The 20605-nt window shown below is 72.1% G+C and carries 24 protein-coding genes; 11 read left to right on the forward strand and 13 right to left on the reverse strand.

Annotated elements, in window-relative coordinates; all coding sequences use genetic code 11:
* Nucleotides 1-121: 121 nt before the first annotated feature.
* Nucleotides 122-457 carry a hypothetical protein gene (locus HD595_RS05990; RefSeq protein ID WP_253766387.1) on the forward strand — a complete coding sequence of 112 codons (336 nt, stop codon included), beginning with the start codon at nucleotides 122-124 and terminating at the stop codon, nucleotides 455-457.
* A 93-nt stretch (nucleotides 458-550) separates the two neighbouring features.
* Here HD595_RS05990 and HD595_RS05995 read toward each other — a convergent pair whose 3' ends face one another.
* Nucleotides 551-2803 carry an MMPL family transporter gene (locus tag HD595_RS05995; RefSeq protein ID WP_253766389.1) on the reverse strand — a complete coding sequence of 751 codons (2253 nt, stop codon included), beginning with the start codon at nucleotides 2801-2803 and terminating at the stop codon, nucleotides 551-553.
* Between the two features lie 98 nt (nucleotides 2804-2901).
* Between HD595_RS05995 and HD595_RS06000 the strand changes: the two genes are divergently transcribed.
* A complete protein-coding gene (locus HD595_RS06000) occupies nucleotides 2902-3423 on the forward strand; it encodes a TetR/AcrR family transcriptional regulator (RefSeq protein WP_253766391.1) in 522 nt (173 codons plus the stop codon).
* Between the two features lie 231 nt (nucleotides 3424-3654).
* Here HD595_RS06000 and HD595_RS06005 read toward each other — a convergent pair whose 3' ends face one another.
* The 4 genes from HD595_RS06005 to HD595_RS06020 form a co-directional block, all read right to left on the reverse strand.
* Entirely contained in the window at nucleotides 3655-4023 is a 369-nt protein-coding gene (locus HD595_RS06005) for a DUF5615 family PIN-like protein (protein ID WP_253766393.1), read from the reverse strand.
* Nucleotides 4020-4250, reverse strand: coding sequence for a DUF433 domain-containing protein (locus HD595_RS06010; protein WP_253766395.1), 231 nt, complete (start codon nucleotides 4248-4250; stop codon nucleotides 4020-4022). The genes HD595_RS06005 and HD595_RS06010 overlap by 4 nt, the downstream gene beginning before the upstream one ends.
* A 177-nt stretch (nucleotides 4251-4427) precedes the next feature.
* Nucleotides 4428-4802, reverse strand: a complete 375-nt coding sequence (locus tag HD595_RS06015; RefSeq protein WP_253766397.1) for a type II toxin-antitoxin system death-on-curing family toxin — start codon at nucleotides 4800-4802, stop codon at nucleotides 4428-4430.
* Complete coding sequence (locus HD595_RS06020) at nucleotides 4799-5002, reverse strand: Arc family DNA-binding protein (protein WP_175599974.1); 204 nt, start codon at nucleotides 5000-5002, stop codon at nucleotides 4799-4801. The genes HD595_RS06015 and HD595_RS06020 overlap by 4 nt, the downstream gene beginning before the upstream one ends.
* Nucleotides 5003-5147: 145 nt before the next feature.
* On the opposite strand from HD595_RS06020, the gene HD595_RS06025 reads away from it, so the two are divergent.
* Nucleotides 5148-5486, forward strand: coding sequence for a hypothetical protein (locus HD595_RS06025; protein ID WP_253766399.1), 339 nt, complete (start codon nucleotides 5148-5150; stop codon nucleotides 5484-5486).
* A gap of 166 nt (nucleotides 5487-5652) precedes the next feature.
* On the opposite strand, the gene HD595_RS06030 is transcribed toward HD595_RS06025, so the two are convergent.
* Together HD595_RS06030 and HD595_RS06035 are read right to left on the reverse strand one after the other, a co-directional pair.
* Nucleotides 5653-6654, reverse strand: a complete 1002-nt coding sequence (locus tag HD595_RS06030) for a substrate-binding domain-containing protein (protein WP_253766401.1) — start codon at nucleotides 6652-6654, stop codon at nucleotides 5653-5655.
* 170 nt (nucleotides 6655-6824) lie between these two features.
* The gene (locus HD595_RS06035) at nucleotides 6825-7736 is read right to left on the reverse strand and encodes an aminoglycoside phosphotransferase family protein (protein WP_253781073.1); all 912 of its coding nucleotides are present in this window, start codon (nucleotides 7734-7736) and stop codon (nucleotides 6825-6827) included.
* A gap of 113 nt (nucleotides 7737-7849) precedes the next feature.
* Here HD595_RS06035 and HD595_RS06040 point away from each other — a divergent pair, with 113 nt between their 5' ends.
* Both HD595_RS06040 and HD595_RS06045 read left to right on the forward strand, forming a co-directional pair.
* Complete coding sequence (locus tag HD595_RS06040) at nucleotides 7850-8116, forward strand: hypothetical protein (protein WP_253766403.1); 267 nt, start codon at nucleotides 7850-7852, stop codon at nucleotides 8114-8116.
* Nucleotides 8113-8532 (forward strand): hypothetical protein, encoded by a 420-nt coding sequence (locus HD595_RS06045; protein ID WP_253766405.1) that lies wholly within the window; start codon nucleotides 8113-8115, stop codon nucleotides 8530-8532. Before HD595_RS06040 ends, HD595_RS06045 begins: the two co-directional genes overlap by 4 nt.
* Nucleotides 8533-8585: 53 nt before the next feature.
* Here the strand turns inward: HD595_RS06045 and aac(3) are convergent, their stop codons facing one another.
* Nucleotides 8586-9437 (reverse strand): aminoglycoside 3-N-acetyltransferase, encoded by an 852-nt coding sequence (gene aac(3) / locus HD595_RS06050; protein ID WP_253766407.1) that lies wholly within the window; start codon nucleotides 9435-9437, stop codon nucleotides 8586-8588.
* 454 nt (nucleotides 9438-9891) lie between these two features.
* A complete protein-coding gene (locus HD595_RS06055; protein WP_253766409.1) occupies nucleotides 9892-10470 on the reverse strand; it encodes a TetR/AcrR family transcriptional regulator in 579 nt (192 codons plus the stop codon).
* A gap of 99 nt (nucleotides 10471-10569) precedes the next feature.
* On the opposite strand from HD595_RS06055, the gene HD595_RS06060 reads away from it, so the two are divergent.
* Nucleotides 10570-11781 (forward strand): MFS transporter, encoded by a 1212-nt coding sequence (locus HD595_RS06060; protein ID WP_253766410.1) that lies wholly within the window; start codon nucleotides 10570-10572, stop codon nucleotides 11779-11781.
* A 15-nt stretch (nucleotides 11782-11796) separates the two neighbouring features.
* Here the strand turns inward: HD595_RS06060 and HD595_RS45605 are convergent, their stop codons facing one another.
* Both HD595_RS45605 and HD595_RS06075 read right to left on the reverse strand, forming a co-directional pair.
* On the reverse strand, nucleotides 11797-13911 hold the full coding sequence (locus HD595_RS45605; RefSeq protein ID WP_308211107.1) for a serine/threonine-protein kinase: 2115 nt from the start codon (nucleotides 13909-13911) through the stop codon (nucleotides 11797-11799).
* A gap of 195 nt (nucleotides 13912-14106) precedes the next feature.
* Nucleotides 14107-14934, reverse strand: a complete 828-nt coding sequence (locus HD595_RS06075; RefSeq protein ID WP_253766412.1) for an LLM class F420-dependent oxidoreductase — start codon at nucleotides 14932-14934, stop codon at nucleotides 14107-14109.
* 97 nt (nucleotides 14935-15031) lie between these two features.
* Between HD595_RS06075 and HD595_RS06080 the strand changes: the two genes are divergently transcribed.
* A complete protein-coding gene (locus HD595_RS06080) occupies nucleotides 15032-16279 on the forward strand; it encodes an LLM class flavin-dependent oxidoreductase (RefSeq protein WP_253766414.1) in 1248 nt (415 codons plus the stop codon).
* Entirely contained in the window at nucleotides 16276-17148 is an 873-nt protein-coding gene (locus tag HD595_RS06085; RefSeq protein ID WP_253766416.1) for a TIGR03619 family F420-dependent LLM class oxidoreductase, read from the forward strand. The genes HD595_RS06080 and HD595_RS06085 overlap by 4 nt, the downstream gene beginning before the upstream one ends.
* A gap of 49 nt (nucleotides 17149-17197) precedes the next feature.
* On the opposite strand, the gene HD595_RS06090 is transcribed toward HD595_RS06085, so the two are convergent.
* Nucleotides 17198-18106, reverse strand: coding sequence for a phosphotriesterase family protein (locus HD595_RS06090; protein WP_253766418.1), 909 nt, complete (start codon nucleotides 18104-18106; stop codon nucleotides 17198-17200).
* On the reverse strand, nucleotides 18103-18561 hold the full coding sequence (locus HD595_RS06095; protein ID WP_253766420.1) for a carboxymuconolactone decarboxylase family protein: 459 nt from the start codon (nucleotides 18559-18561) through the stop codon (nucleotides 18103-18105). Before HD595_RS06095 ends, HD595_RS06090 begins: the two co-directional genes overlap by 4 nt.
* A gap of 87 nt (nucleotides 18562-18648) precedes the next feature.
* Here HD595_RS06095 and HD595_RS06100 point away from each other — a divergent pair, with 87 nt between their 5' ends.
* From HD595_RS06100 to HD595_RS06110, 3 genes are all read left to right on the forward strand, one after another.
* Nucleotides 18649-19266 (forward strand): CGNR zinc finger domain-containing protein, encoded by a 618-nt coding sequence (locus HD595_RS06100; protein WP_253766422.1) that lies wholly within the window; start codon nucleotides 18649-18651, stop codon nucleotides 19264-19266.
* A gap of 116 nt (nucleotides 19267-19382) precedes the next feature.
* Nucleotides 19383-20195: a HipA family kinase gene (locus tag HD595_RS06105; protein ID WP_253766424.1), complete on the forward strand. Its 813-nt coding sequence runs from the start codon at nucleotides 19383-19385 to the stop codon at nucleotides 20193-20195.
* Entirely contained in the window at nucleotides 20192-20587 is a 396-nt protein-coding gene (locus tag HD595_RS06110; protein ID WP_253766425.1) for a DUF3037 domain-containing protein, read from the forward strand. Before HD595_RS06105 ends, HD595_RS06110 begins: the two co-directional genes overlap by 4 nt.
* Nucleotides 20588-20605: the final 18 nt, after the last annotated feature.

The raw sequence follows: 20605 nt of genomic DNA on the forward strand, positions 1-20605 counted from the left end.
TGATGCCGCCGTCACGCCGGCATCACGGGGCGGTGACTGGAACCCGGCCATGCTTTCTGGTGAGCGCCGGAGCACCCGCAGGTGGTCGTCACCGCGGGCCGGCGGGATCAAGGAGACAGGAATGCGTACCAGGCGAGTGATGATGCTGGCCGGTCCGGCACTCCTCGGCGCGCTCGCGCTCGGTCCGGCCGCGGCCTCTCCCGCGTCCGCCTCCGCGGGCACCGCCAAGGCGCCGGTCGTCCAGGCGGCCACCACCGTGAACACCGTCGCCGTCAAGCCGCCCGGCAAGAAGCGCTACAACAAGGGCTACAGCAAGGGCTTCAGCGACGGCCGGTTCGACTGCAAGGGCGGCCAGCCGTTCGACCTCACCTTCACCGGCTCGGACCCGTTCAGCATGGGCTACCGCAACGGCTACATCAGCGGTTTCCACAGCTGCACGCCGCCGAAGAAGCCGTAACCCGCGACCTCAGGACACCTTCCCCGGTGGGACGAAGGACCCCGCACCGCCTGGGCGGAGCGGGGTCCTTCCCGCGTGGGGGCGTTGCCGGACTCAGCCGCGGGCGCCCACGGGCTCCGGCAGGTCGTCGCGCTGCCCCTGACCGGCGTCGCCGCCGGGACGGACGTCGTGCTCGTCCTCCTCGTGCCCCTCGACCGACAGGTTCGGCAGCAGCCGGTCCAGCCAGCGCGGGCACCACCAGTTCGCCCGGCCCAGCAGCACCATCGTGGCCGGCACGAGGAAGCCCCGGATGATCGTGGCGTCCACGGCGATGGCCGCCGCCAGGCCCACGCCGAACGTCTTGACCATGGGATCCGGATACGCGACGAACGCCACGAACACCGACACCATGATGAGCGCCGCCGAGGTGATCACCCGGCCGGTCGAGCCCAGCCCCTCCGCGACCGCGCGGGAGTTGTCCCGGTGCCGCAGGTACGCCTGCCGCACGGCCGTCAGCAGGAACACCTCGTAGTCCATCGACAGCCCGAACAGCACCGCGAACAGCATGAGCGGCACGTAGCTCTCGATCGGCACCGTGAAGAAGAACGTCTGGAGCGAGGACGACTCCAACGGCGGGTCCATGCCGACGAGCCGGCTGCCGAGCCCGACGGAGAAGACCGTCGCGAGCGTGCCGAAGGCGGCCCCGAGCGAGATGAGGTTCATGACCGCGGCCTTCAGCGCGACGACCGGGGCGCGGAAGGCCAGCAGCAGCAGGAGGGCGCTGAGCAGCACGACCACGCCGATGACCAGCGGGGTCCGCTCGGCCATGCGGTCGCCGGCGTCGGTCAGCGCGGCGACCTTGCCGCCGACGTGCAGCTTCGCGCCGGGTACCGACAGGGCCCGCACGTCGTGCACGACGTCGGCGGAGCGGCTGTCGCTGGGCGCGTACTCGGGGATCGCCTGGATCATCACCGTGCGGCCCGTGTCGCCGACCTTGGCCGGGGCGACGTGCGCGACGCCGTCCACGTCCTCGATGGCGTCGCTGAGCCGCTTCACCACGGGCGCCTTGGCGTCGGCCGCCTTCTCGTCGAGCTCGGCCACGACCAGCAGCGGCCCGTTGACGCCGGGGCCGAAGCCGGAGGCCATCAGCTCGTACGCGCGGCGCGGCTCGGAGCCCTGCGCGGCGTACCCGTCGTCGAGCGGCCCGAGCTTGAGCGCCAGCGCGGGCGCGGTGATCGCGGCCAGCACGACGACGCTGCCGATCAGCACCCGCCACGGGCGGCGGGCCACCCACGCGCCGAGCCCGGCCCAGCCGGAGGAGTCGCCGCCGCGGCGCCGGCCGAGGAAGGGCAGCCTGAGGGCGTTCACGCGGTGGCCGAGCAGCCCGAGCAGCGCCGGGACCAGCGTGACCGACGTGAGCACGGCGGTGACCACCGAGACGCCCGTGACCAGGCCCAGCGTGCGCAGCAGCGGGAACCCGCCGAGCACGAGGGCGCTCAGCGCGACGATGACCGTGCCGCCCGCGAACACCACGGCCCCGCCCGAGCTGGCCACCGTGCGGCGCACCGACTCCTGGACCGGCGCGCCGTCGGCCAGCAGCTTGCGGTGCCGCGACAGCAGGAACAGCGCGTAGTCGATGCCCACGCCGAGCCCGATCATCGTGGACATGATGCCCGCCTGCTTCGGCACGTCGGCGACGTGACCGAGCAGGCCGATGATCCCCAGCCCGGCGGCCACGCTGACCAGCGCGGTGAAGATCGGCACCAGCGCCGCCGTCAGCGTGCCGAACGCGAAGACGAGCACCAGCAGCGCGCACACCACGCCGATGATCTCACTCGGCCCGGTCTTGATCTCCTTGTCGGCCGGGGAGGAGCTGTCGGCGGCGACGACCTCCAGACCGGCGGCCCGGGCCGGCTGCGCGGCGCGCGAGACCGCCTGGGCGGCCTCGGCCGGCTTGGCCGGGTCGTGGCCCTCCATCCGGACGGTGATGAGGCCGATCTGCAGGTTGGAGGCGATGCCGCCGCGGCGGAACGGCGTGTCGACCTGCTTGACGTGCGGGACCGCGCGGATGTCGGCGATCGCCCGTTCGACGGCCTCCTTGCGGGGCTTGTCGATGAGCTGCCCCTGAGGCGCGTAGAGGACGAGCTGCACGGTGCCGCCCGTCTCATAGCCGGGGCCGAAGCCCGAACGCATCAGGTCGTGGGCGCGCTGCGCGTCCGTGCCGGGGATCGACGCGTCGTTGCTGACGGGACTGCCGAGCACGAGGCTGGCGCCCATCAGGCCGGCCGCCGCGACCACCCATAAGGTCAGTACCACCATCCCGTGCCGGGCGCACCAGCCGCCCAGCCGTCCCAAGAACCGCGTCATCGCAGGCCCCCTCCTCGACGGCCGTCCTGTACGGTCGTACAGGGCCTACGATAGATCGATATGTCCCCAAAGGCTGAGGCGAGCACGGAAATGAGACGATGACCACAGCCGACGACACCCGCAGCAGGATCCTCGCCGCCGCCCGCCGCCTGTTCGCCGAACGCGGCTACGCGCAGACGTCCCTGGCCGACATCGCGGCGGCCGTCGGCCTGACCAAGACCGCCGTCGCCTACCACTTCCACCCCAAGGACCGGCTGGCGGCCGAACTGCTGGCGCCCTGCGCCGACGACGTGATCGCGCTGCTGGGCGCCGAGTTCCCGGACCGCGAGGCGTTCCTGGAGGCGCTGGTCGCCTTCACCGTCCGGCACCGCACCGTGCTGCGCCTGGTCATGGAGGACGTCGGCGGGGCCGACGACGCACCGCCCGGCTCGCCCGGCGAGGCCATCAGGACGTTCCGCGACGAGCTGTTCGCCCGGCTGGTGGGCCCGGAGCCGGACGCGGTGGAGCGGGTGCGCGGCTGGGCGGTGCTGGGGGCGTTGCAGTGGGGGGTGGTGCACACGACGGACCTGCCGGAGGACCAGGTCCGAGACGTCCTGCTGCACGCCGCCCAGGCGATCTGACTGTTCTTTCGAGGGCAAGGTCCTCACAGAGGGGCGCGCTTCGCGCGAGGGGCGCTCGGACAGCGCCTCCCAGGGGGCTCCCGCCCCCTTCGACCCCCGCCAAGGGCATGGCCCTCGCTCCGCTCGGACGCCTTGCCGGGGGCTACGCCCCCAAGTGGGGGCCTACCGCCCCCCACACCCCCGGTCCTGGGCCGGATCAGCAAGAAGGCATCTTGAACGGAGTCAACGCATTCAACGGAGAGGAAGGGCTCGAACTCTGATGCCGGCGGTGGTGAAGGCCGCGATGGCGCCCGCTCGAAGATGCGGCTCAAGAACATCGAGTCGTCCGACGATGATGTTCACGAGATCCGGCGGGCGCAGTTCGAGAATCTCCCTCACGAGGATGACCGAAGGCTGAGTCGCACGAGTGTAAGCCAGAAGCGCCCCGAAGTCCGTGTCCGCCGAGACGATGACCCGCTGCCCTGTCACAGCAAGGGACATGACCGTGGTGTCAGGTGCACTCGTCGCCTGGAGGTCGCGAACATGAACGGCGTCATGGCCGGCCTTCGTCAGCAACTCGGCGACCCTCTGTGAGAGGTTCTCGTCGACAAGGAAGTTCACGCTGGCTCTCGTAGGGGGTAGAAGTGAACATTGGTCGCGGCAGCCGCATACTCAAGAGCCTGCTTGATGTCCTCACGCTCCAGATCCGGGTAGTCCAGCAAGATCTCGTCAAAAGACCACCCAGCCGCAACCAACCGGACCACCGTCTCCACTGTGATCCGCAAGCCTCGAATGGTCGGCTTGCCTTCAAGCTTGCCGGGATCCACAGCGATGCGATCGAAAATCATGTGTTCTCCCCTCCTCTTCGATGGTGCCAGGTCTGGTTCATATCAGCGAGTCAGTTGCCGTCCATCGGCAAGCCCAAGGGCAGTTCCTGCCCACGGCTCGATCTGGATCCCGCGTCACGCCGGCAACTGCCGGTCATGACCAGCATGTTCGCCCCATCGAGGCGGGCATCGTGGCGCTCACGCACCCAATCGACGAAGCCGTCCCGCCAGCTCCGGGATGTCCTCCAGCTCCCCCGTCGTCACGGCGATGACCAGCCTTTCGGCTTCGTCCACGTCCTGGTACTCCAGGATCTCCCCGTTGTCCTCCAGGAAGGCGACGGCGGCCGTCCAGGCGAGCCGTTTGTTGCCGTCCACCAGCGGGTGCCCGATCAGGATGCTCTGCATCAGGGCCGCCGCCTTCTCCCACAGATCCGGATAGGCGTCGTCGCCGAACACGGTCGTCTGCGGGCGCAGCACCGCGCCGTGCATCTGGCCGCCGTCGCGGAGACGGACCTCGGGCAGCACCTCCTCGGCCAGGGCGAAAAGGTCCTCCGTGATCGGGTAGCCGGTCATCGCGCGAGCCTTTCGAGGAGTTCCCGGTCGCGTTCGGCGACCTTCCGGCCGATCGCCCGGTAGCGTTCGCGCCGCCGACGCGCGATGTAGTCGTCGATCGCCGCCACCATCGCCGAGTTGACGCTCTGCCCGTCATCCCCGGCGATCTTCTTGATCTGCTCGTACGTCTCATCCGGCAGCCGAAGCCGCGTCTCAGCCATGCCCGGGACGGTACCACTCTTTGATACCACAATCCGGTGATATATCGCGGGTACCCAGCTCCTCGCCCGGAGCAGAGTCATGCGGCCGTCTTCACATGCGCCCAACGGGCCGTTAACTTGATCATCCATGGAGTCGGTCGAAGCGATGTCCGCACGGGATCTGCAGATCGTCCAGGAGTGCCTGGATGCCGCCATCCACGGCCCGTTCTTCGAGGACTGGGAGTTCGACACCCTCATGGGCCTCACGCGGGACGAGGTCGCCGCGATCGCCGCCTCATGGCCGCACGCGGACGACGCCGACGCGCGGCACCTCGCGGTCAACAACGTGCTGAACAATCTTCTCGGCTATCCCCACGGATACGGCAGGCGATGGCACGAGTTCTTCTCCGCCACGCCGGAGGAGATGGCGGACGTGCTGGCCCGCTGGCGGGGCGACGAGGCGTTCGACGCCTCGCCCAAAGGCACCTTCGACCGTCTCCTCTGAGACGGGCCGCTCATCGCCGGGTTGCCGTCCATGTAGTAGCAGTCCCCTTCCACGTCAGTGCCACGCGCTCACGAGGTCGAGGGCGGGGTCGGCCGGCTCTGGTGGCACGATCCGTGGTCCGGTCCCGGGACGATCCACCCCACTCGCGGCCCGGCCCGGGACGAAGTCAGTCCCAACAGAACTGACGACCGAAGGAGGTGTTCTTGGAGGCGAGGCCGGCGACGGGCTTGTTGGTGATGAGCTTGACGCCGGTGTCGGTGAAACCGGACGCCTTCACGCCCGACTCCGCGTACTCGACGACGGCTTGGACGCCCATCTCCGCCATCTTCAGCGGCGACTGCTGCGAAGTGGCCGCGATCTGGCCGATCTCCACAGCCCGGACGCCGGCGCAACCGCCGTCGACCGACACGACGATCACGTGCTTCTCCACGCCGCGGGCCTTGAGGGCGGCGTGGGCGCCGAACGCGGTGGGCTCGTTGACCGTGTAGACCACATTGAGGTCAGGAGCTGCGCGCAGGCAGTCCCGCATCACGATCCGGCCCAGGGTCTGGTCGCCGTAGCTGTAGGTGGAGCACACGATCGACGGGTCGCCCTCGGCGATGCCGAAGCCCTTCAGGAAGCCGGCGTGCCGGAGCCGGCTGGTGGAGCTTTCCGGCGCCGCGTCCAGCATGGCCACCTTGGCCGGCCTGTCGCCCATCATGTCCTTGGCGTACATGCCGATCAGCTGACCGGCCTTGAAGTTGTCCGTGCCGAGCAGAGCGTCCGTGGCGTTCTGCGGCTTGGTGGGCGTGTCCAGCGCGATGACGAGTACCCCCGCGGCCCTGGCCTTCCTGATCGACGGGACGATCGCCGTGGCGTCGTTCGGGGTGATCAGGATGCCCTTGACGCCCGCCTTCACCATGTTCTCGATCGCGGTGACCTGGGACGCGTTGTCACCGGTGAACCTGCCCGCCGCAGTGATCAGTGTCGCGCTTCGGGCCGCGGCCATGGCCTGCGCGCTCTGTCTCATCGCCACGAAGTACGGGTTCGCCTCCGTCTTGGTGATCAGCCCGATCTTGATCTCGGGCTGCCCGGCCTCACGCGAGGCGACAGGGCCGCAGGCCGCCAGGGTCGCCGCCGCGGCGACCGCGAAGGCCGTGAGCCGAGCGGCTCGTGTGGTGCGACGCATGACCTTGATTCCCGGATGATGGTGATGCTCGTACGACGTTCGGCGCATCGCGTCGTGACATTCGTGAGTGTGCCCTTATCTGTGCCAGGGTTAGGGCCGTTTTCTCCCGAAAGTGTTGATGTCAGGACAAGGACTCGGCAAAACGGTCGAACGCCTACAGCTTCCGGCGGCTACGAGTCGGCCAGGACGCGTTCCAGGGTGCGCCGGCCCATCCGGCCCATCGCCGGGTTGCTGTCGATGTAGTACCAGACCGCCCCCATCGACTGCTGGAACGCCCACGCCTTGCCCCGTTCCCATTCCACGTCGCCGCAGCCGAGCCGTTCCCGGAGCGCCTGCCGCGGCCCGGACTCCAGCAGGTGCCACGCGCTCACGAGGTCGAGGGCGGGGTCGGCCGGTCCGAAGCCGCCGACGTCGAGGAACCCGCTCAGCCGGCCCCCGGACACGAGCACGTTGCCGGGGATCAGGTCGCCGTGGGTCATCACGTCCCCCGCCGGGTCGTGGGGCAGGTCGCGCAGCTTCGCCCACAGGTCGCGAAGGCGGTCCACGTCCAGCGGCAGCCGGCCGGCCGCCCGCAGGTCCTCGGTGTGCCCGAGACAGGTCTCCACCCACGCGTCATGCGTACGCAGGTCGCCTCCTCGGCCGTCGCCGGAGAAGGTCCGGCCGCGCGTGCCGATCGCGCGCAGGTCCTCGATGAGGTCGGCGAGATCGTGGGCGAACGCGACCGACTCGCCCGGGTCCGCGTCGGACGCCACGACACCGGGCAGCCACGTCTGCACCGACCACGGAAGCGGGTAGCCCGCCCCGGGCCCGCCGAGCGCCACCGGCTCGGGCGTGGGAAAGCGCGTGCGGCCGGCCAGCTCGCGGGCCGCCTCGGCCTCGGCCTCCAGCCGGCGCCGGATCGGCTCGACGTCGCCGGGCTGCAGCGGGAAGCGCGCCGCCAAGTCGTCACCGATGCGGAAGATGGCGTTGACCGTCCCCTGCGATGACACCCTCCGGACGGGCAGCCCACGCCACTCGGGGAACTGCTCGTCCACCAGCGCCCGCACCGTCTCGGGCGTCACCGTCAGCTCGTCGGCGTGCATCTTCACGCCGGCGAGCGTCCCGCGGGGCGATCCGCGACCGCAACCCGTTTTATCTGCGCTGGGCTTATCTGGAGAGACGAGCCACGTCGGTATTACTAAGGTACTCTTCTGGTATGACCCAGAAGAGAGCGATCAGCCTGCCCGACGAGGACGCCGCCTGGCTCGACGAGAAGGTGCGCACCGGCGAGGTCCAGTCGTTCTCGGCCGGCCTGGCTGAGCTGATCGCGGCCGCCCGTCAGCGTGACGCCTGGCTCGCCCGCGAAGAGGCAGCCTTCGGCGAACCTCTGCCGGACGACCCCGAGCGTGAGGACTACTGGGCCGCTCGCCTACGCCGCTCCACCGCCGAGGTTCTGGACGACAACGCGCACGACGCCGCATGATCACCAGCCGTATCCTGCATACCCCCGCCGTGACCGGATACCTCGGCGGAGACAAGGATCTACGCCTCCTTCTCTCGGCCGCCGCGCGCGAGATGGTGACGCTCGTCCTGCCGTCCACCGTGCTGGCCATGGCCACCAGCAACCACCCGGAGCTCTACCTGCAACGTCTGTCCGACCGTGTCAGCGCGCTGTTGACGAATCCCGCCATCGTCGTCGACCACCTCGTCGACCGACGGGGAGAAGGTGAGCGGGCCGTACGAGCCGGGTTCCTGGTGGACGCGCTGGACCTCACGCTTGAGGACGCGCAGACCGCCGACCTGGCACTCAACCGATCTGCTCCGGTGCTCACCACACGCGCTGGTGCCGCCCGACTCGCGAAGATCGAGCCGCGGCCGGCGTTCGACCTGATCGGCTGATCTGAGGAGGCCCTGGCTTGCCGTCCGAGACCGAGGGCGGCTTCCTCGCGCCATCACCGGCGTCCCAGCTTCTCCTCCATCCAGGCGACCCCGAAGCGCACCACGTCCCCGGCCTCGAACAGGTGACTCTCCGCCGCGCCCACCAGGCCGCGCCGCACCATCCCCGCGGCGATCATCTCCTCGGCGATGACGGCGAACGGCCAGCGGCCCTCGGGCACCGCGGAGGAGTAGTCGAACGCCCCGTCCTCCGAGTCGATGTCGCGGAAGCGGCGCCAGACCCGCTCACCGTCCACGAGGATCGGCTGCTCGTACTCCACGAACCGCTTGCCCGGCGCGTCCGCCAGCGCCTCGGCGTGGTGCAGCAGCGTGAGGGTGTCCAGCGGGGCGCCCAGCAGCAGCACCCGGCCTCCGGCGGCGACCAGATTGGCCAGCGGGCTGCCGGGGCCGTGCGGGTCGTCCCACGGGTGGTCGGCCATCAGCCCGGCCGCCGACGCGCCGAGGGCGGCGAAGCTCGCGTCGGGGTGCCGGCTGCGGACCGCGCCGGGCCGCCGCCGCAGCGCCTCCGGCAGGCGGCCGTTGTTGTGGTCGGCCTCGCTCAGCTCCGGGTCGTACGCGGGCTGCCCCTCGCGCAGGGCGTCCTGCCACGGCCGGGGCCAGTCGGTGAAGTCGTACGGCGGGGCGTCGTTCCAGCCGCAGGTGACCATGAGGGTGCCGCGCTTCCCCACGACGTCGAGCAGGGCGTCGATGACGGTCTGCGTGCCGCCGGCCACGTACCCGATGGCGGACATGCGGGTGTGGAACATGACGATGTCGCCCTCGGCGAGGCCGAGAGCGGCGAGGTCGCGGGCGATCCGGTCGCGGGTCACCGGGCCGTCGGAGTGCTTGAGCAGCGCCAGCTCGTCCATGATCGAAAGATAGCGGCGGCGCGGCGGCCGTGGACAGCGGATTTCCGCAGCCGGACCGCATGCAGACGCCCGGCGAGGGAATCCCTGCCGAGCGTCTTCCGGGTCGGACGTCGAAGCTCAGCCGTTGCGGCGACGACGACGCGAGAGTTCCGCGCCAGAGCTGTCGTCTCTCGGTGAGCGATGAGGATCGAGCAGCCGCAGGTGGGACAGGCCCAGGTACTTCAAGATGGACATGGTGTTCTCCGTATGACGTTTACGGGGCGGGGTTCCCCCGCCCTCATCGGCGACAACACCTCGACCGTCCTGGACCTGCCCCGGGACTTCCCCACCGGGAGGGTTGTGCCCTGGTTTTTCATGAGCTGAGCCCGTGCCGGGACCCAGGCCGGTTACCTCCATCCGGGCTTTGCGGCACGGGGAGGTCGTTTTGCCGTTCCTGGAGCCCCCGGTGGTGCCGTCACGGTGACGCCGCGAGCGCTCCGATCGCGAAGTCGATCGCCGTGGCGAGCCTCTCGGGATCGTGTCCGGCGCGTTCGCGCACGCGCAGTCCGAGCACGGTCGTGAACAGCGACTCCACCGCCGCGTCGACGTCCAGCGCAGCGGGCAGGTCGCCGTCGCGGACGCCGCGGCGCAGCAGCGACGCCAGCGTCGTCCGGGTGACCTCGAACGCGGCCTCGGTGCGTTCCTGGACCTCCGGGTCGGTGGTGCCGAGTTCGGCGGCGGTGTTGACCACGAAGCAGCCGAGTCCGGCGTCGTGGCTGATCATCCAGATCAGCCACGCGCGCAGGATCTCCAGGCTGGGGCCCGGGGCGTTGAGCTGCTCCTCGGCCTGCGTGGAGTCGGTCGCCCGGTAGTGGTCGAGCGCGCGCAGGAACAGGGTGCGCTTGTCGGTGAAGGTGCGGTACAGGCTGCTCTGCTTGAGGCTGAGCTCGGCGCCCAGGTCGCGGACGGACGTGGCGTTGTAGCCGCGGCGCCAGAACAGCCGGGCCGCTCTGGCGACCACGTCCCGCTCGTCGAACTCCCTGGGTCGTGCCATGGCCGCCACTCTAGCAAGGTTGTGGAGCAATCGCTCCCGTATTAGGGTGTGCCGTCATATGGGAGCGATCGCTCCCGAATGAGAGAGGAGACTTCCGCGATGACGGCGACCCCACCCATGCCGGCCGAGCCGGCCGCGCCCACGCAGACGGCCGGAACGGCGAGGAGCCGCCGGCCCGCGGTGTCCGCGGTGGCCTTCGGCACGTTCCTCCTGGTGACGGCCGAGCAACTGCCCATCGGGCTGCTCGCTCCCGTCGGCTCGGCGCTGTCGGTCTCCGAGGGCGCGGCGGGGCTGATGGTCACGGTTCCCAGCGTCGTCGCCGCCGTCGCCGCGCCGGTCGTGCCGGTACTCGTCGGCAGGCTGGATCGCAGGATCCTGCTCGTCGCCCTGATGGGGCTGATGACGCTCGCCAACGCGGCCTCCGCCCTGGCGCCGGACTACCCGCTGCTGGTCGCCGCCCGCGTGCTGGTCGGGGTGGCGATCGGCGGGTTCTGGGCCGTCGCCGGCGGCCTGGCGGTCCGGCTCGTCCCGGCCGCGCACGTGCCGCGGGCCACCGCGATCATCTTCGGCGGCGTCGGGGCGGCGAACGTCTTCGGCGTCCCCATCGGCACGATGATCGGCGGGCTGGCGAGCTGGCGGATCGCGTTCGGCGCGCTGGGCGCCCTGGCGCTCGTCGTGCTGTTCGCCCTGCTGGCGCTGCTGCCGCCGTTGGCCGCCGACCGGCCCGTCAGCCTGCGGCGGCTGGCCGGCCGGCTCGGCGACCGGGGCGTCCGCGTCGGCATCGTGGCGACCTTCCTGATCGTGACCGGCCACTTCTCGGCCTACACGTTCGTCGGCCCCGTGCTGCGGGATCTGTCCGGCATCGACGAGCAGTTCGTCGGGCCGCTGCTGTTCGGGTTCGGCGTGGCCGGCATCGCGGGGAACTTCGTCGCGGGCGCCGCGGTGGCCAGGCGGCTGCATCGGACGGTCCTCGCCATCACCGTCGCCCTGGCGGTGACCGTGCTCCTCTACCCCGTGGCGGGGGTCACCGGCGTGGGCGGGGTGGCGCTGCTCGTCGTCTGGGGCCTGGTGTACGGCGGGGTCTCCACGAGCCTCCAGACCTGGATGATCAAGGCTGCGCCCCAGGCCGTCGAGGAGGCGTCGGCCTTGTGGGTGGCGGTGTTCAACCTGTCGATCGGGCTCGGCGCGCTGGCGGGCGGGACCATCGTCGACGCCCTGCCGCTCCGGGGCATCCTGTGGCTGGCGGGCGCGCTCTTCCTGCTGGCCGGACTGGCGGTGTGGAGCGCGCGCCGCAACGAGAGCCTCAGGTGACCCGGGCCGCGGGGCTCAGGCGGGCCTGTCGGTGGCGGTGGAGGTCGGGGCCGGGCTCTCCGTGGCCGGCGGGTCGGCGGGTTCCGTGGGGTCGGGGTCGCTCTGGGCCAGGACGCCGACCGTGAGGACCACACCCATGCCCGGCTTCGCGCAGGTGCCGGCCGCGACGCTCTGCGCGAGGACCGTGCCGGCGCGCGCCTCGTCCGTCACCAGCCGCGTGTCCTGCGTCACCGTGAACCCGGCGGTACGCAGCGTGCCGCTCGCGCCCTCACCCGTACGGCCGAGCACGCCCGGCATCTTCGTCCCGTGCCTGGACACCACGAGTGCCACCTTGCCGCCGCCGGCCACCCGCGTGCCGGCCCGCGGGCTGGAGGACAGGATCTGCCCGTCCGGGCGGGCGGAGCAGGACGTGGTCACCGCCCCCAGCGCGAGGCCGGCGCTGGTCACGGCGGTCTCGGCGGCGCCGCGGCGCAGGCCGGTGACGGCGGGCACGACCAGCCCGGCCGAGACCCGCAGCGCGACCGCGGTGCCCTTGGGCACGGCCGCCCCGGCCTGGGGCTGCGTGCCGAGCACCTGACCGACCTCGCGCGGGGAGTCCACCTGGGTGACCGTGCCGGGCACGAGACCGGCGCGCTGGAGCGCCTTGAGCGCCGCCCCGCGGTCGAGACCGGTCAGCGCCGGGACCTGGATGCCCGCCGGCACCCGGGCCGGCGGGTCGGCGGAGGGCGCCGTGGCGGGGTCGGCGGCGGGCTGCTGCGCCCCGGTGCTGTGGCGTTCGCGGTGGGGGGAGGCGTGGCCGGAGTCGGGCATCGTGCCGGCCGGGGCGGTGGTGATGACCGTGGGACGGGCCGCCGCGGGGGCCGGGCCGACGTGCCGGAACGCCGGCACCACGACCGTGACCAGCACCGCCGCGCTCACCAGGAGGGCGGCGGAGACGGCCAGGCCGGCCCGGTTGAACGCCTGCCCGACGTGCCGGGTCTGCTCGGTGTCACCCGGTACGGGGCCGGTGCCGAGAGGTGAGCCGTACGTCGCGGGAGGGACGGCGCCGCCCGGCCACGGGCCGCCCTCGGGGGGCCGCCCGGCGCGGAAGGAGGCGCCCTCGGGCAGGAGATAGCCGTGCGGGGCGCCGGTCGCCTCGGGCTGGGCGAGTGGCGTGCCGCCGAAAGCTCCAGGAGAGACGGGGCCGATCGGAGAGGATCCCGCCAGCGCGTACGCCACATGCGACGACGGGAACGCCGCGCTCTCCCCGGGCGGGACCGCCGGGCCGGGCGCCGACGGCGGGGTGCGCAGGATGTGGGGCGGAGGCGAGCGCAGCACCTCCGCCGGCACGCCCTCCGCGTCGCCCAGCAGCTCCAGCAGCAGCTCCCTGCTGGTCGGCCGGTTGCGGGCGTCCTTGTCGAGGCAGGCCGCCACGATGTCCCGCAGCCGCCCGTCCAGCCGCCCCAGCTCGGGCGGCGCGGTGAGGATGCGGTGCAGCACCGGCGCCACGGAGTCCTGGCCGAACGGCGCCACCGCGTTGGCCGCGAAGCACATCGTGGCGCCCCAGGAGAACACGTCCGCGGCCCCGGTGACCGCCGAGGCGGTGATCTGCTCGGGCGCCATGTACGCGGGGGTGCCCACTCCCCTGCCGCTGACCGTGGCCGCCGCGTCGAGCGCCCTGGCCAGGCCGAAGTCGATGACGCGCGGCCCGTCCACGCCGAGCAGCACGTTCTGCGGCTTGAAGTCGCGGTGGACGATGCCGGCCCGGTGGATCGCCGCGAGCGCCGTCGCGGTGCTGACCGCGAGGCGTTCCAGCGCGGCCCCGCCGCGCGGCCCGGTGAGCATGACGTGCCGTTGCAGCGACGGCCCGTCGACGTACTCGCTCACGATGTACGGCCGGCCCTCGTCGAACCCGGCCTCGATCACCTGCGCGGTGCAGAACCTGGCCACGTGCTTGGCCAGCTCCACCTCCCGCAGGAACGCCGCCCGCTCGTCCCCGACGGGTCCGTGCAGCAGCTTGACCGCGTAGGTCTCCTCGCCCCTCGAACCGAGGAACACCACGCCCTGTCCGCCCTCGCCCAGGCGTCCGGTCAGCTCGTACGTGCCGAGCCGCCGCGGGTCCCCCGTCCTGAGCGGCTGCGCCGTTGGCACGGGGCGCCTCCCCTCGCCGCCACCCCACATCACCTTCCACTGAAGGCAACCGGCGCCGGAGAGTCAACGGTCCGGCCGGCATCGCCACCGGACCGTGACACTCAAGGTCAGAAAACCGCCGGACATTTCGCGAAGTGGTGACATCCTTGGAACCCCAGGGCGGCAGGACGCTCACCGCCGGGGTAAGCCCCGCTGTCAGCCGGGGATGAGCCGGGCGTACTCGTCGAGGACGGGCAGCACCTCGTCGGCCGGTCCGCTCGGCAGGCTCGCCACCGTCTCCTCGATCCCGAGCTCCGCGTAGTAGCCGAGCTTCTCGCGGGTCGGCAGCGTGCCGAACGGGATCACCCGGGCCATCGGCCGCCCGGCCTTCTCGCACGCCTCGCGCAGCGCCGGCAGGGCGGCCTTGATCCCCTTGCCGCCGATGGGCATCCACCCGTCGGCGTACTCGGCGACGTGGGCGAACATCTTCGGCCCCGCCGCGCCGCCGATGTAGACGGGTGGGCCGGAGGCCGGTTTGGGCCAGGACCAGGAGGGCGCGAAACGCGCGAACCGGCCGTCGTAGGAGGCCACCTCGTCGCGCCACAGCGCCCGCATGGCCAGCACGTGCTCGCGGGCCATCTCGCGCCGCGCCCCGTACGGGACGCCGTGGTCGGCCATCTCCTCGACGTTCCAGCCGAAGCCGACGCCGAGCACGACGCGCCCGCCCGACAGGTGGTCGAGGGTGGCGACGGCCTTGGCGGTGACGAGCGGGTCGCGCTGGGCGGCGAGCAGGATGCCGGTGCCGACGCGCAGCCGCTCGGTGACGGCGGCGGCGTAGGCCAGCGCGACGAGCGGGTCGAGGGTGCGCCGGTACGGCTCCGGCAGCTCGGCCTCCCCGTTGGGCGGCGGCGTGCGGCGGGAGACCGGGATGTGGGTGTGCTCGGGCACGTAGAGGGAGGCGAAGCCGCGCTCCTCGGCCGCCCTGGCGAGCTCGTGGACCGGCATGGCCCGGTCGGTGGTGAACATCGTGACCCCGAGCCGCATGCGCCAGCCTCCTCTAGGTCAACCAAGCGATTGCTCGGCTAAGATTTCTAGAGTAGCTTGCCGCTCAGAGAAACGCCCCGTGGAAAGAGGTCTCCCGGTGAAGTTTTCCATCTTCCTGAATCCGCAGATTCCAGGCTCCGGATACGCGGCTGAGGAGAACGCCAAGGCCAAGCGCCCCATCGGGCGCGACACGGAGTCGTATCAGCGGCTGCTGCACGAGGTGCGGGAGATCGCGGTCCACGCCGACCGGATCGGTTTCGACGCGCTGATGATGACCGAGCACCACTTCCACTCGGAGGGCATGGAGTTCTCGGTCAACCCCCTCATGTTCCTCACCGACCTGGCGGCCAGGACCGAGCGGATCCTGCTCGCGCCGCTCGGCATGGTGCTGCCCGCCTGGGACCCGATCAGGGCGGCCGAGGACGTGGCCCTGCTCGACCAGTTCTCCAAGGGCCGGCTGCGGCTGGGCGTGGCGCGCGGCTACCAGAACCGGTGGATGAACGTGCTCGGGCAGCGCTGGCACGCGGCGGCCGCGCGCTCCGACGGCTCGGCCTCCGACACGCGCAACTTCGACGTCTTCGGCGAGGTCCTGAAGATCATGAAGATGGCGTGGACGCAGGAGACCCTCCGCTACAAGTCGGACGTGCTGGAGTACGAGGTGCCCTACCCGTACGAGGGGATCGAGGGCTGGCCCGCCCAGGAGTGGACCCGGACCTTCGGCGCGCCCGGCGAGCTCGACGACGAGGGCAGGGTGCAGGCCGTCTCGGTCTGCCCGCGGCCGTACCAGAACCCCTACCCGGAGCTGTGGCAGCCGTTCACCATCTCCGACCGCTCGGTCATCAGGGCCGCGCAGGAGGACATCCTGCCGTGGATGTTCACCCCCAACCCCGACGACCACGCCGCCAAGGCCAAGCTCTACCAGGAGGAGTCGGCCCGGCAGGGCCGCGACTACAAGCTGGGCGAGCACACCGGCATCCTCAAGATCGTGGGCATCGCCGACACGACCGAGGAGGCCATCAACACCTTCGGCCGCAGCATCCCCAAGGACTTCGCCGCCTTCTTCGGCCCGTTCGGCTACCTGGAGGTGCTGCGCAAGAAGGAGGACGAGAAGCACAAGCCCATCTCGCCGGAGAAGGGCGACGCCAAGCGGATGAACGACGTCGAGATGGCGCTGTTCGGCACCCCCGACGACGTCAAGCGCGGCATCCAGCGGATGCTCGACCGGATGCCGGACCTGGAGTGGTTCGGCCTGTACATGCAGGGCCAGCAGGGCGTGCTGCCGCTCGACACGGTCAAGCGCAACCTGGAGCTGTTCGCCACCAAGGTCATCCCGGAGTTCCAGTGAGGTTCTGGCTGGGGGCCTCGTTCACCGACACCGGCCACTATTTGGAGCTGGCGCGGGCGGCCGAGCGGTGCGGCTTCGACACGCTGACGCTGTCGGACCACCTGTTCTACGCCGACTTCGCCTCGCCCTACCCCTACTCGCGCTCGGGCCGGCCGCGCTGGGACGCGCGGACGCACTGGCCGGACGTGTGGGTGACGATCGGCGCGATGGCCGCCGTGACGAGCACGCTACGCTTCGCGCCGAACGTCTACATCGCCCCGGCCCGCGACCTGTTCACCGTGGCCAAGCAGGTCTCGACGGCGGCGGTGCTGTCCGGCGGCCGGGTGAGCTTCGGGGTGGGCGTCGGCTGGTGCAAGGAGGAGTTCCTGGCCACCGGGCAGGACTTCCACACGCGGGGCCGCCGGCTCGACGCGATGATCCCGGTGCTGCGCGAGCTGTGGACCGGCCGGACCGTGACGGTGGACGGCCTGCCCGAGCTGTCGATCGCGCCCGTGCCGGACCGGCCCGTCCCCGTGATCGTCGGCGGGGACAGCGAGGCCGCGCTGCGCCGCGCCGCCCGGCTCGGCGACGGCTGGATCGGCAACCGCGTCTACACCGAGGAGCAGTTCGAGAGCGTCCTGGCCGCCCTGCGGGCGTCGCTGCGCGAGCACGGCCGGGACGACGACGGCTTCGAGATCGTCGCGCCCCTGGCCGTCATGCCGGACGCCGCGACCTACCGCCGCTTCGCCGCCAAGGGCGTCACGGGGACGATGGCCGCGCCGTGGTGGCTCGCCACGCCCGAGGAGAAGGCCCGGTACGGCGAGGACACCCTGGAACTCAAGATCGCCACGATGGAGCGCTTCGCCGAGGAGGTCATCGCCAAGATGTGAGCCGGGCCATGCCACGTCACGGCCCCGTCATGGCCCTGTCATGGCCCCGTCATGGCCGCCGCCAGTGGGCGGCGAAGGCCCGGGCCGGGTTGCCGATGAAGATCGCGGACGCGACGTCGGGGCCCAGTTCGCGCTCGATCCGCGGGCGCAGGCCGCCGAGCAGGAACGGCATGCCCGGGCCGTCCGCGCCGGACCTGGCCGCGGGCGTGACCGTGTCACCGCCGAGCAGGAGCTGCTGGGCATGGCCGGCTTCGGCCAGGGCGGCGAGGCTGTCCAGCAGGCGCCAGTCGGTGCCGTGGTGCGTCCGGGACGGGCCGTCGAACGCCAGGAAGCAGCCGGCCTCGGCGGCCTGCCGGTGGATCCTCGCGTCGGGGAAGCGGTGCAGGTGCCCGAGGATCACCCGCCGCGCGGGGACGCCGTGCGTGTCGCACAGCAGATGCAGCACGTCGAGGGCCGCGGTGCCGCCCTCCAGGTGGACGCCGATGGGGGCGTCGGTGGCGTGGTGCGCCTCGGCCGCGGCGGCCAGGACGTGGCGGGCGTGGTCGTCGAGGCGGTGGTACGCCCCGGCGACCTTGATCATCCCGGCGCGCACCGGGCCGCCGGTCAGCTCGCGGACGAACAGCCCGGACAGCCCGCCGTACACCCGCTCCAGCACGCGCTCGTCGTAGTGCTTCGCCTGGTGCAGCCCGGTGGCCGCGACGAGGTGCACGCCCGTGCGCCGGGACAGGTCCGGCAGCTCCTCGGTGCGCCGCCCCATGCCCCACGGCGTCCACTGCACGACCGCGCGCCCGCCGAGCGCGGCGAAGGCCCGCAGCTCGGACAGCGCGGCCCCGGCGTCGTCGAGTTCCTGGCCCGGCAGCGCCGCGGAGCGGATGAACAGGTGGTCGTGGGCGTCGCAGACGCCGAGGTCCTCCGGGGCGACGTCCCCGAGGACGGTCCGGACCGCCGCCCCCGTCACGCCTCCTCCCGCTCGGCGTCGAGGTCCCGCTTGGCGTCGAGGTCCCGCTCGGTGTCGAGCGCCGCCGCCGCGACGCGCAGCCCGGCCAGCGCCCTGGGCACGCCGACGTAGGGCGCCAGGTGGACGAAGACCTCCACGATCTCCTGGCGCGTCATGCCGACCCGCAGGGAGGTCCTGACGTGGCCGGCCAGTTGCGGCTCCACGGCGCCCAGCGCGGTCAGCGCCGCCAGGTTGACCAGTTGCCGGTCCCGCGGGGACAGCCCCTCGCGCAGGTAGGTGCCGCCGAACAGGGCGGTGACGATCCAGTCGGCGAAGCCGGGGGCGAGGTGTTCGAGGCCGGGCAGCGCCGCCTGCTGGGTCTGCTCGTCCTGGAGCAGGTCCAGCAGCCGGTATCCCTCGTCGCGGTCCAGTCGCGCGGGTGTCAACTGCTCCGACAGCGCTCGGCTCGTCGTCATGGTCTCTCCTCACTTCGGGGTTGTAACGCTTCAAGCGTTACGTCACCGTAGCACGCTTCGTAACGCTTGAAGCGTTACACTTGAGTCATGGTCAAGGAGGACCCGCTCGCCTTCCGCTTCGACTGCGGCGCCATCTGGCTGAACCTGCTCGCGACCCAGGGGCGCACGTTCGGCGCGCACCCGGTCGAACGGCTCGCCACGCCCGGCAGGCTCGCCGAGTGGCTCGAACGCTGCGAGCTCACCCCGGCCCGCCCGCCCGACGACGACGACCTGCGCCTGGCGCGGGCCCTGCGGGAGACGCTGCGCCCGCTCGCGCTGGCCACCGTCGACCACCTGCCGCCGCCCGCGTCCGCCGTGGCGGAGCTGGCCGCCTTCCTGGCCGGCCACGACGATCCGATCCGGCTGAGCGCGGACGGCCGGCTGCGCCGCGAACCACCGCGGAGCACCGCCGACGCCCTCGCCCGCATCGCCCGTCAGGCGGTGGACCAGATGACCGGCGCCGACCGGTTCGCCCTGAGAAGCTGCCCGGAGCAGGACTGCCGGGGCGTCTTCGTCGACCCGCCCGGGCGCCGGCGGTGGTGCCCGTCCCCGGCGTGCGCGAGCCGGGGACGGGTCCGCGCGCTGCGCGCACGCCGCACGGCCGCCGCCGCCGGCACCGACGCCGCCGCGCCGGACGCGCAGAACTCGCCCGCCCCGGACGCGTAGGACGCGTTCGTGCCAGACGCGCCGGACGCGCTCGCGCCCGACCGTCCGGAACGCCGGGAAGATCGGTAGGGCACGCGGAGATCGGTACGGGACCAGCGGTCCGATACCCTCGTGCCGTGCTGGAATCCATCGCGGCCACGCGTTACGTGACGCCGCTGCGGGAGGGCGGATCGCTGCCGGGGGTCGTCGAGGCCGACGACCTCGGCACGTACGTGGTGAAGTTCCGCGAGGCCGGCCAGGGCCGGCGGGTCCTCGTCGCCGAGATCATCTGCGCGGAGCTGGCCCGGCGGCTCGGCCTGCGCACGCCCGATCTCAAGCTCATCGACCTCGACCCGCAGCTCGGCGCCCGCGAACCGGACGAGGAGGTCCAGGACCTGCTCAAGGCCAGCTCCGGCCGCAACCTGGCGATCGACTTCCTGCCCGGGGCGCTCGGCTTCGACCCGCTCGCCTGGACGCCCGACCCCGCGTTCGCCTCCCGGGTCGTCTGGTTCGACGGGCTGATCCACAACATCGACCGGAGCTGGCGCAACCCCAACCTGCTGCTCTGGCACGGCGACATCTGGCTGATCGACCACGGCGCGGCGCTGTGGTTCCACCACAACTGGCGCACCGCCGACCCGCAGCGCCCCTTCGACGCGGGCGACCACGTGCTGGCCCCGTTCGCCACGGCCGTCGAGGCGGCCGGGGCCGAGCTGGCCGCGCGCATCACGCCCGAACTGCTGCGCGCGGTCACGGCGCTGGTGCCCGACGAGTGGCTCGACGGCGAGCCCGGCTTCGCCTCCGCGCAGGACGTCCGCGACGCCTACGTCGAGCACCTGCTGAGCCGCGCGCACGGACCCCGCGCGTGGCTCACCCACGAGCCGCCGCCGCCCGCCCGGCGGCCCGGTCCGGGGTCGGTCGGCGCGTTCTGGCGGGGAGACGGCCGATGAGCGCTACGGAGGCCCTGGTGAGGGACGTCTACGAGTACGCGGTGATCCGGGTCGTGCCCCGGGTCGAGCGCGGCGAGCTGATCAACGCGGGCGTGCTCCTGTACTGCCAGCCGCGCGGCTACCTGTGCGCGCGGGTCCACCTCGACACCGTCCGGCTGCGCGCCCTCGACCCCGACGCCGACATCGACGCCGTCCGGCGGGCGCTCGGCGCGTACGAGCTGGCCTGCGGCGAGGAGGCGGGGCCGCTGACCGGCGAGTCACTGGGCGGCCGGTTCCGCTGGCTCACGGCGCCGCGCAGCACGATCGTGCAGGCCGGCCCGGTCCACGCGGGGCTCACCGCCGACCCCGGCACCGAGCTGGCCCGCCTGTTCGACAAGCTGGTGCGGCTCTAGCAGAGCATCCGGAACAGC

Source organism: Nonomuraea roseoviolacea subsp. carminata (assembly GCF_024172185.1).
GTDB classification, from domain to species: domain Bacteria; phylum Actinomycetota; class Actinomycetes; order Streptosporangiales; family Streptosporangiaceae; genus Nonomuraea; species Nonomuraea roseoviolacea.

Coding starts and splice junctions, on each gene's coding strand:
- HD595_RS05990 (WP_253766387.1), top strand. CDS start 122: ATGCGTACCAGGCGAGTGATGATGCTGGCCGGTCCGGCACTCCTCGGC.
- HD595_RS05995 (WP_253766389.1), bottom strand. CDS start 2,803: ATGACGCGGTTCTTGGGACGGCTGGGCGGCTGGTGCGCCCGGCACGGG.
- HD595_RS06000 (WP_253766391.1), top strand. CDS start 2,902: ATGACCACAGCCGACGACACCCGCAGCAGGATCCTCGCCGCCGCCCGC.
- HD595_RS06010 (WP_253766395.1), bottom strand. CDS start 4,250: ATGATTTTCGATCGCATCGCTGTGGATCCCGGCAAGCTTGAAGGCAAG.
- HD595_RS06015 (WP_253766397.1), bottom strand. CDS start 4,802: ATGACCGGCTACCCGATCACGGAGGACCTTTTCGCCCTGGCCGAGGAG.
- HD595_RS06020 (WP_175599974.1), bottom strand. CDS start 5,002: ATGGCTGAGACGCGGCTTCGGCTGCCGGATGAGACGTACGAGCAGATC.
- HD595_RS06025 (WP_253766399.1), top strand. CDS start 5,148: ATGTCCGCACGGGATCTGCAGATCGTCCAGGAGTGCCTGGATGCCGCC.
- HD595_RS06030 (WP_253766401.1), bottom strand. CDS start 6,654: ATGCGTCGCACCACACGAGCCGCTCGGCTCACGGCCTTCGCGGTCGCC.
- HD595_RS06035 (WP_253781073.1), bottom strand. CDS start 7,736: ATGCACGCCGACGAGCTGACGGTGACGCCCGAGACGGTGCGGGCGCTG.
- HD595_RS06040 (WP_253766403.1), top strand. CDS start 7,850: ATGACCCAGAAGAGAGCGATCAGCCTGCCCGACGAGGACGCCGCCTGG.
- HD595_RS06045 (WP_253766405.1), top strand. CDS start 8,113: ATGATCACCAGCCGTATCCTGCATACCCCCGCCGTGACCGGATACCTC.
- HD595_RS06055 (WP_253766409.1), bottom strand. CDS start 10,470: ATGGCACGACCCAGGGAGTTCGACGAGCGGGACGTGGTCGCCAGAGCG.
- HD595_RS06060 (WP_253766410.1), top strand. CDS start 10,570: ATGACGGCGACCCCACCCATGCCGGCCGAGCCGGCCGCGCCCACGCAG.
- HD595_RS06075 (WP_253766412.1), bottom strand. CDS start 14,934: ATGCGGCTCGGGGTCACGATGTTCACCACCGACCGGGCCATGCCGGTC.
- HD595_RS06095 (WP_253766420.1), bottom strand. CDS start 18,561: ATGACGACGAGCCGAGCGCTGTCGGAGCAGTTGACACCCGCGCGACTG.
- HD595_RS06100 (WP_253766422.1), top strand. CDS start 18,649: ATGGTCAAGGAGGACCCGCTCGCCTTCCGCTTCGACTGCGGCGCCATC.
- HD595_RS06110 (WP_253766425.1), top strand. CDS start 20,192: ATGAGCGCTACGGAGGCCCTGGTGAGGGACGTCTACGAGTACGCGGTG.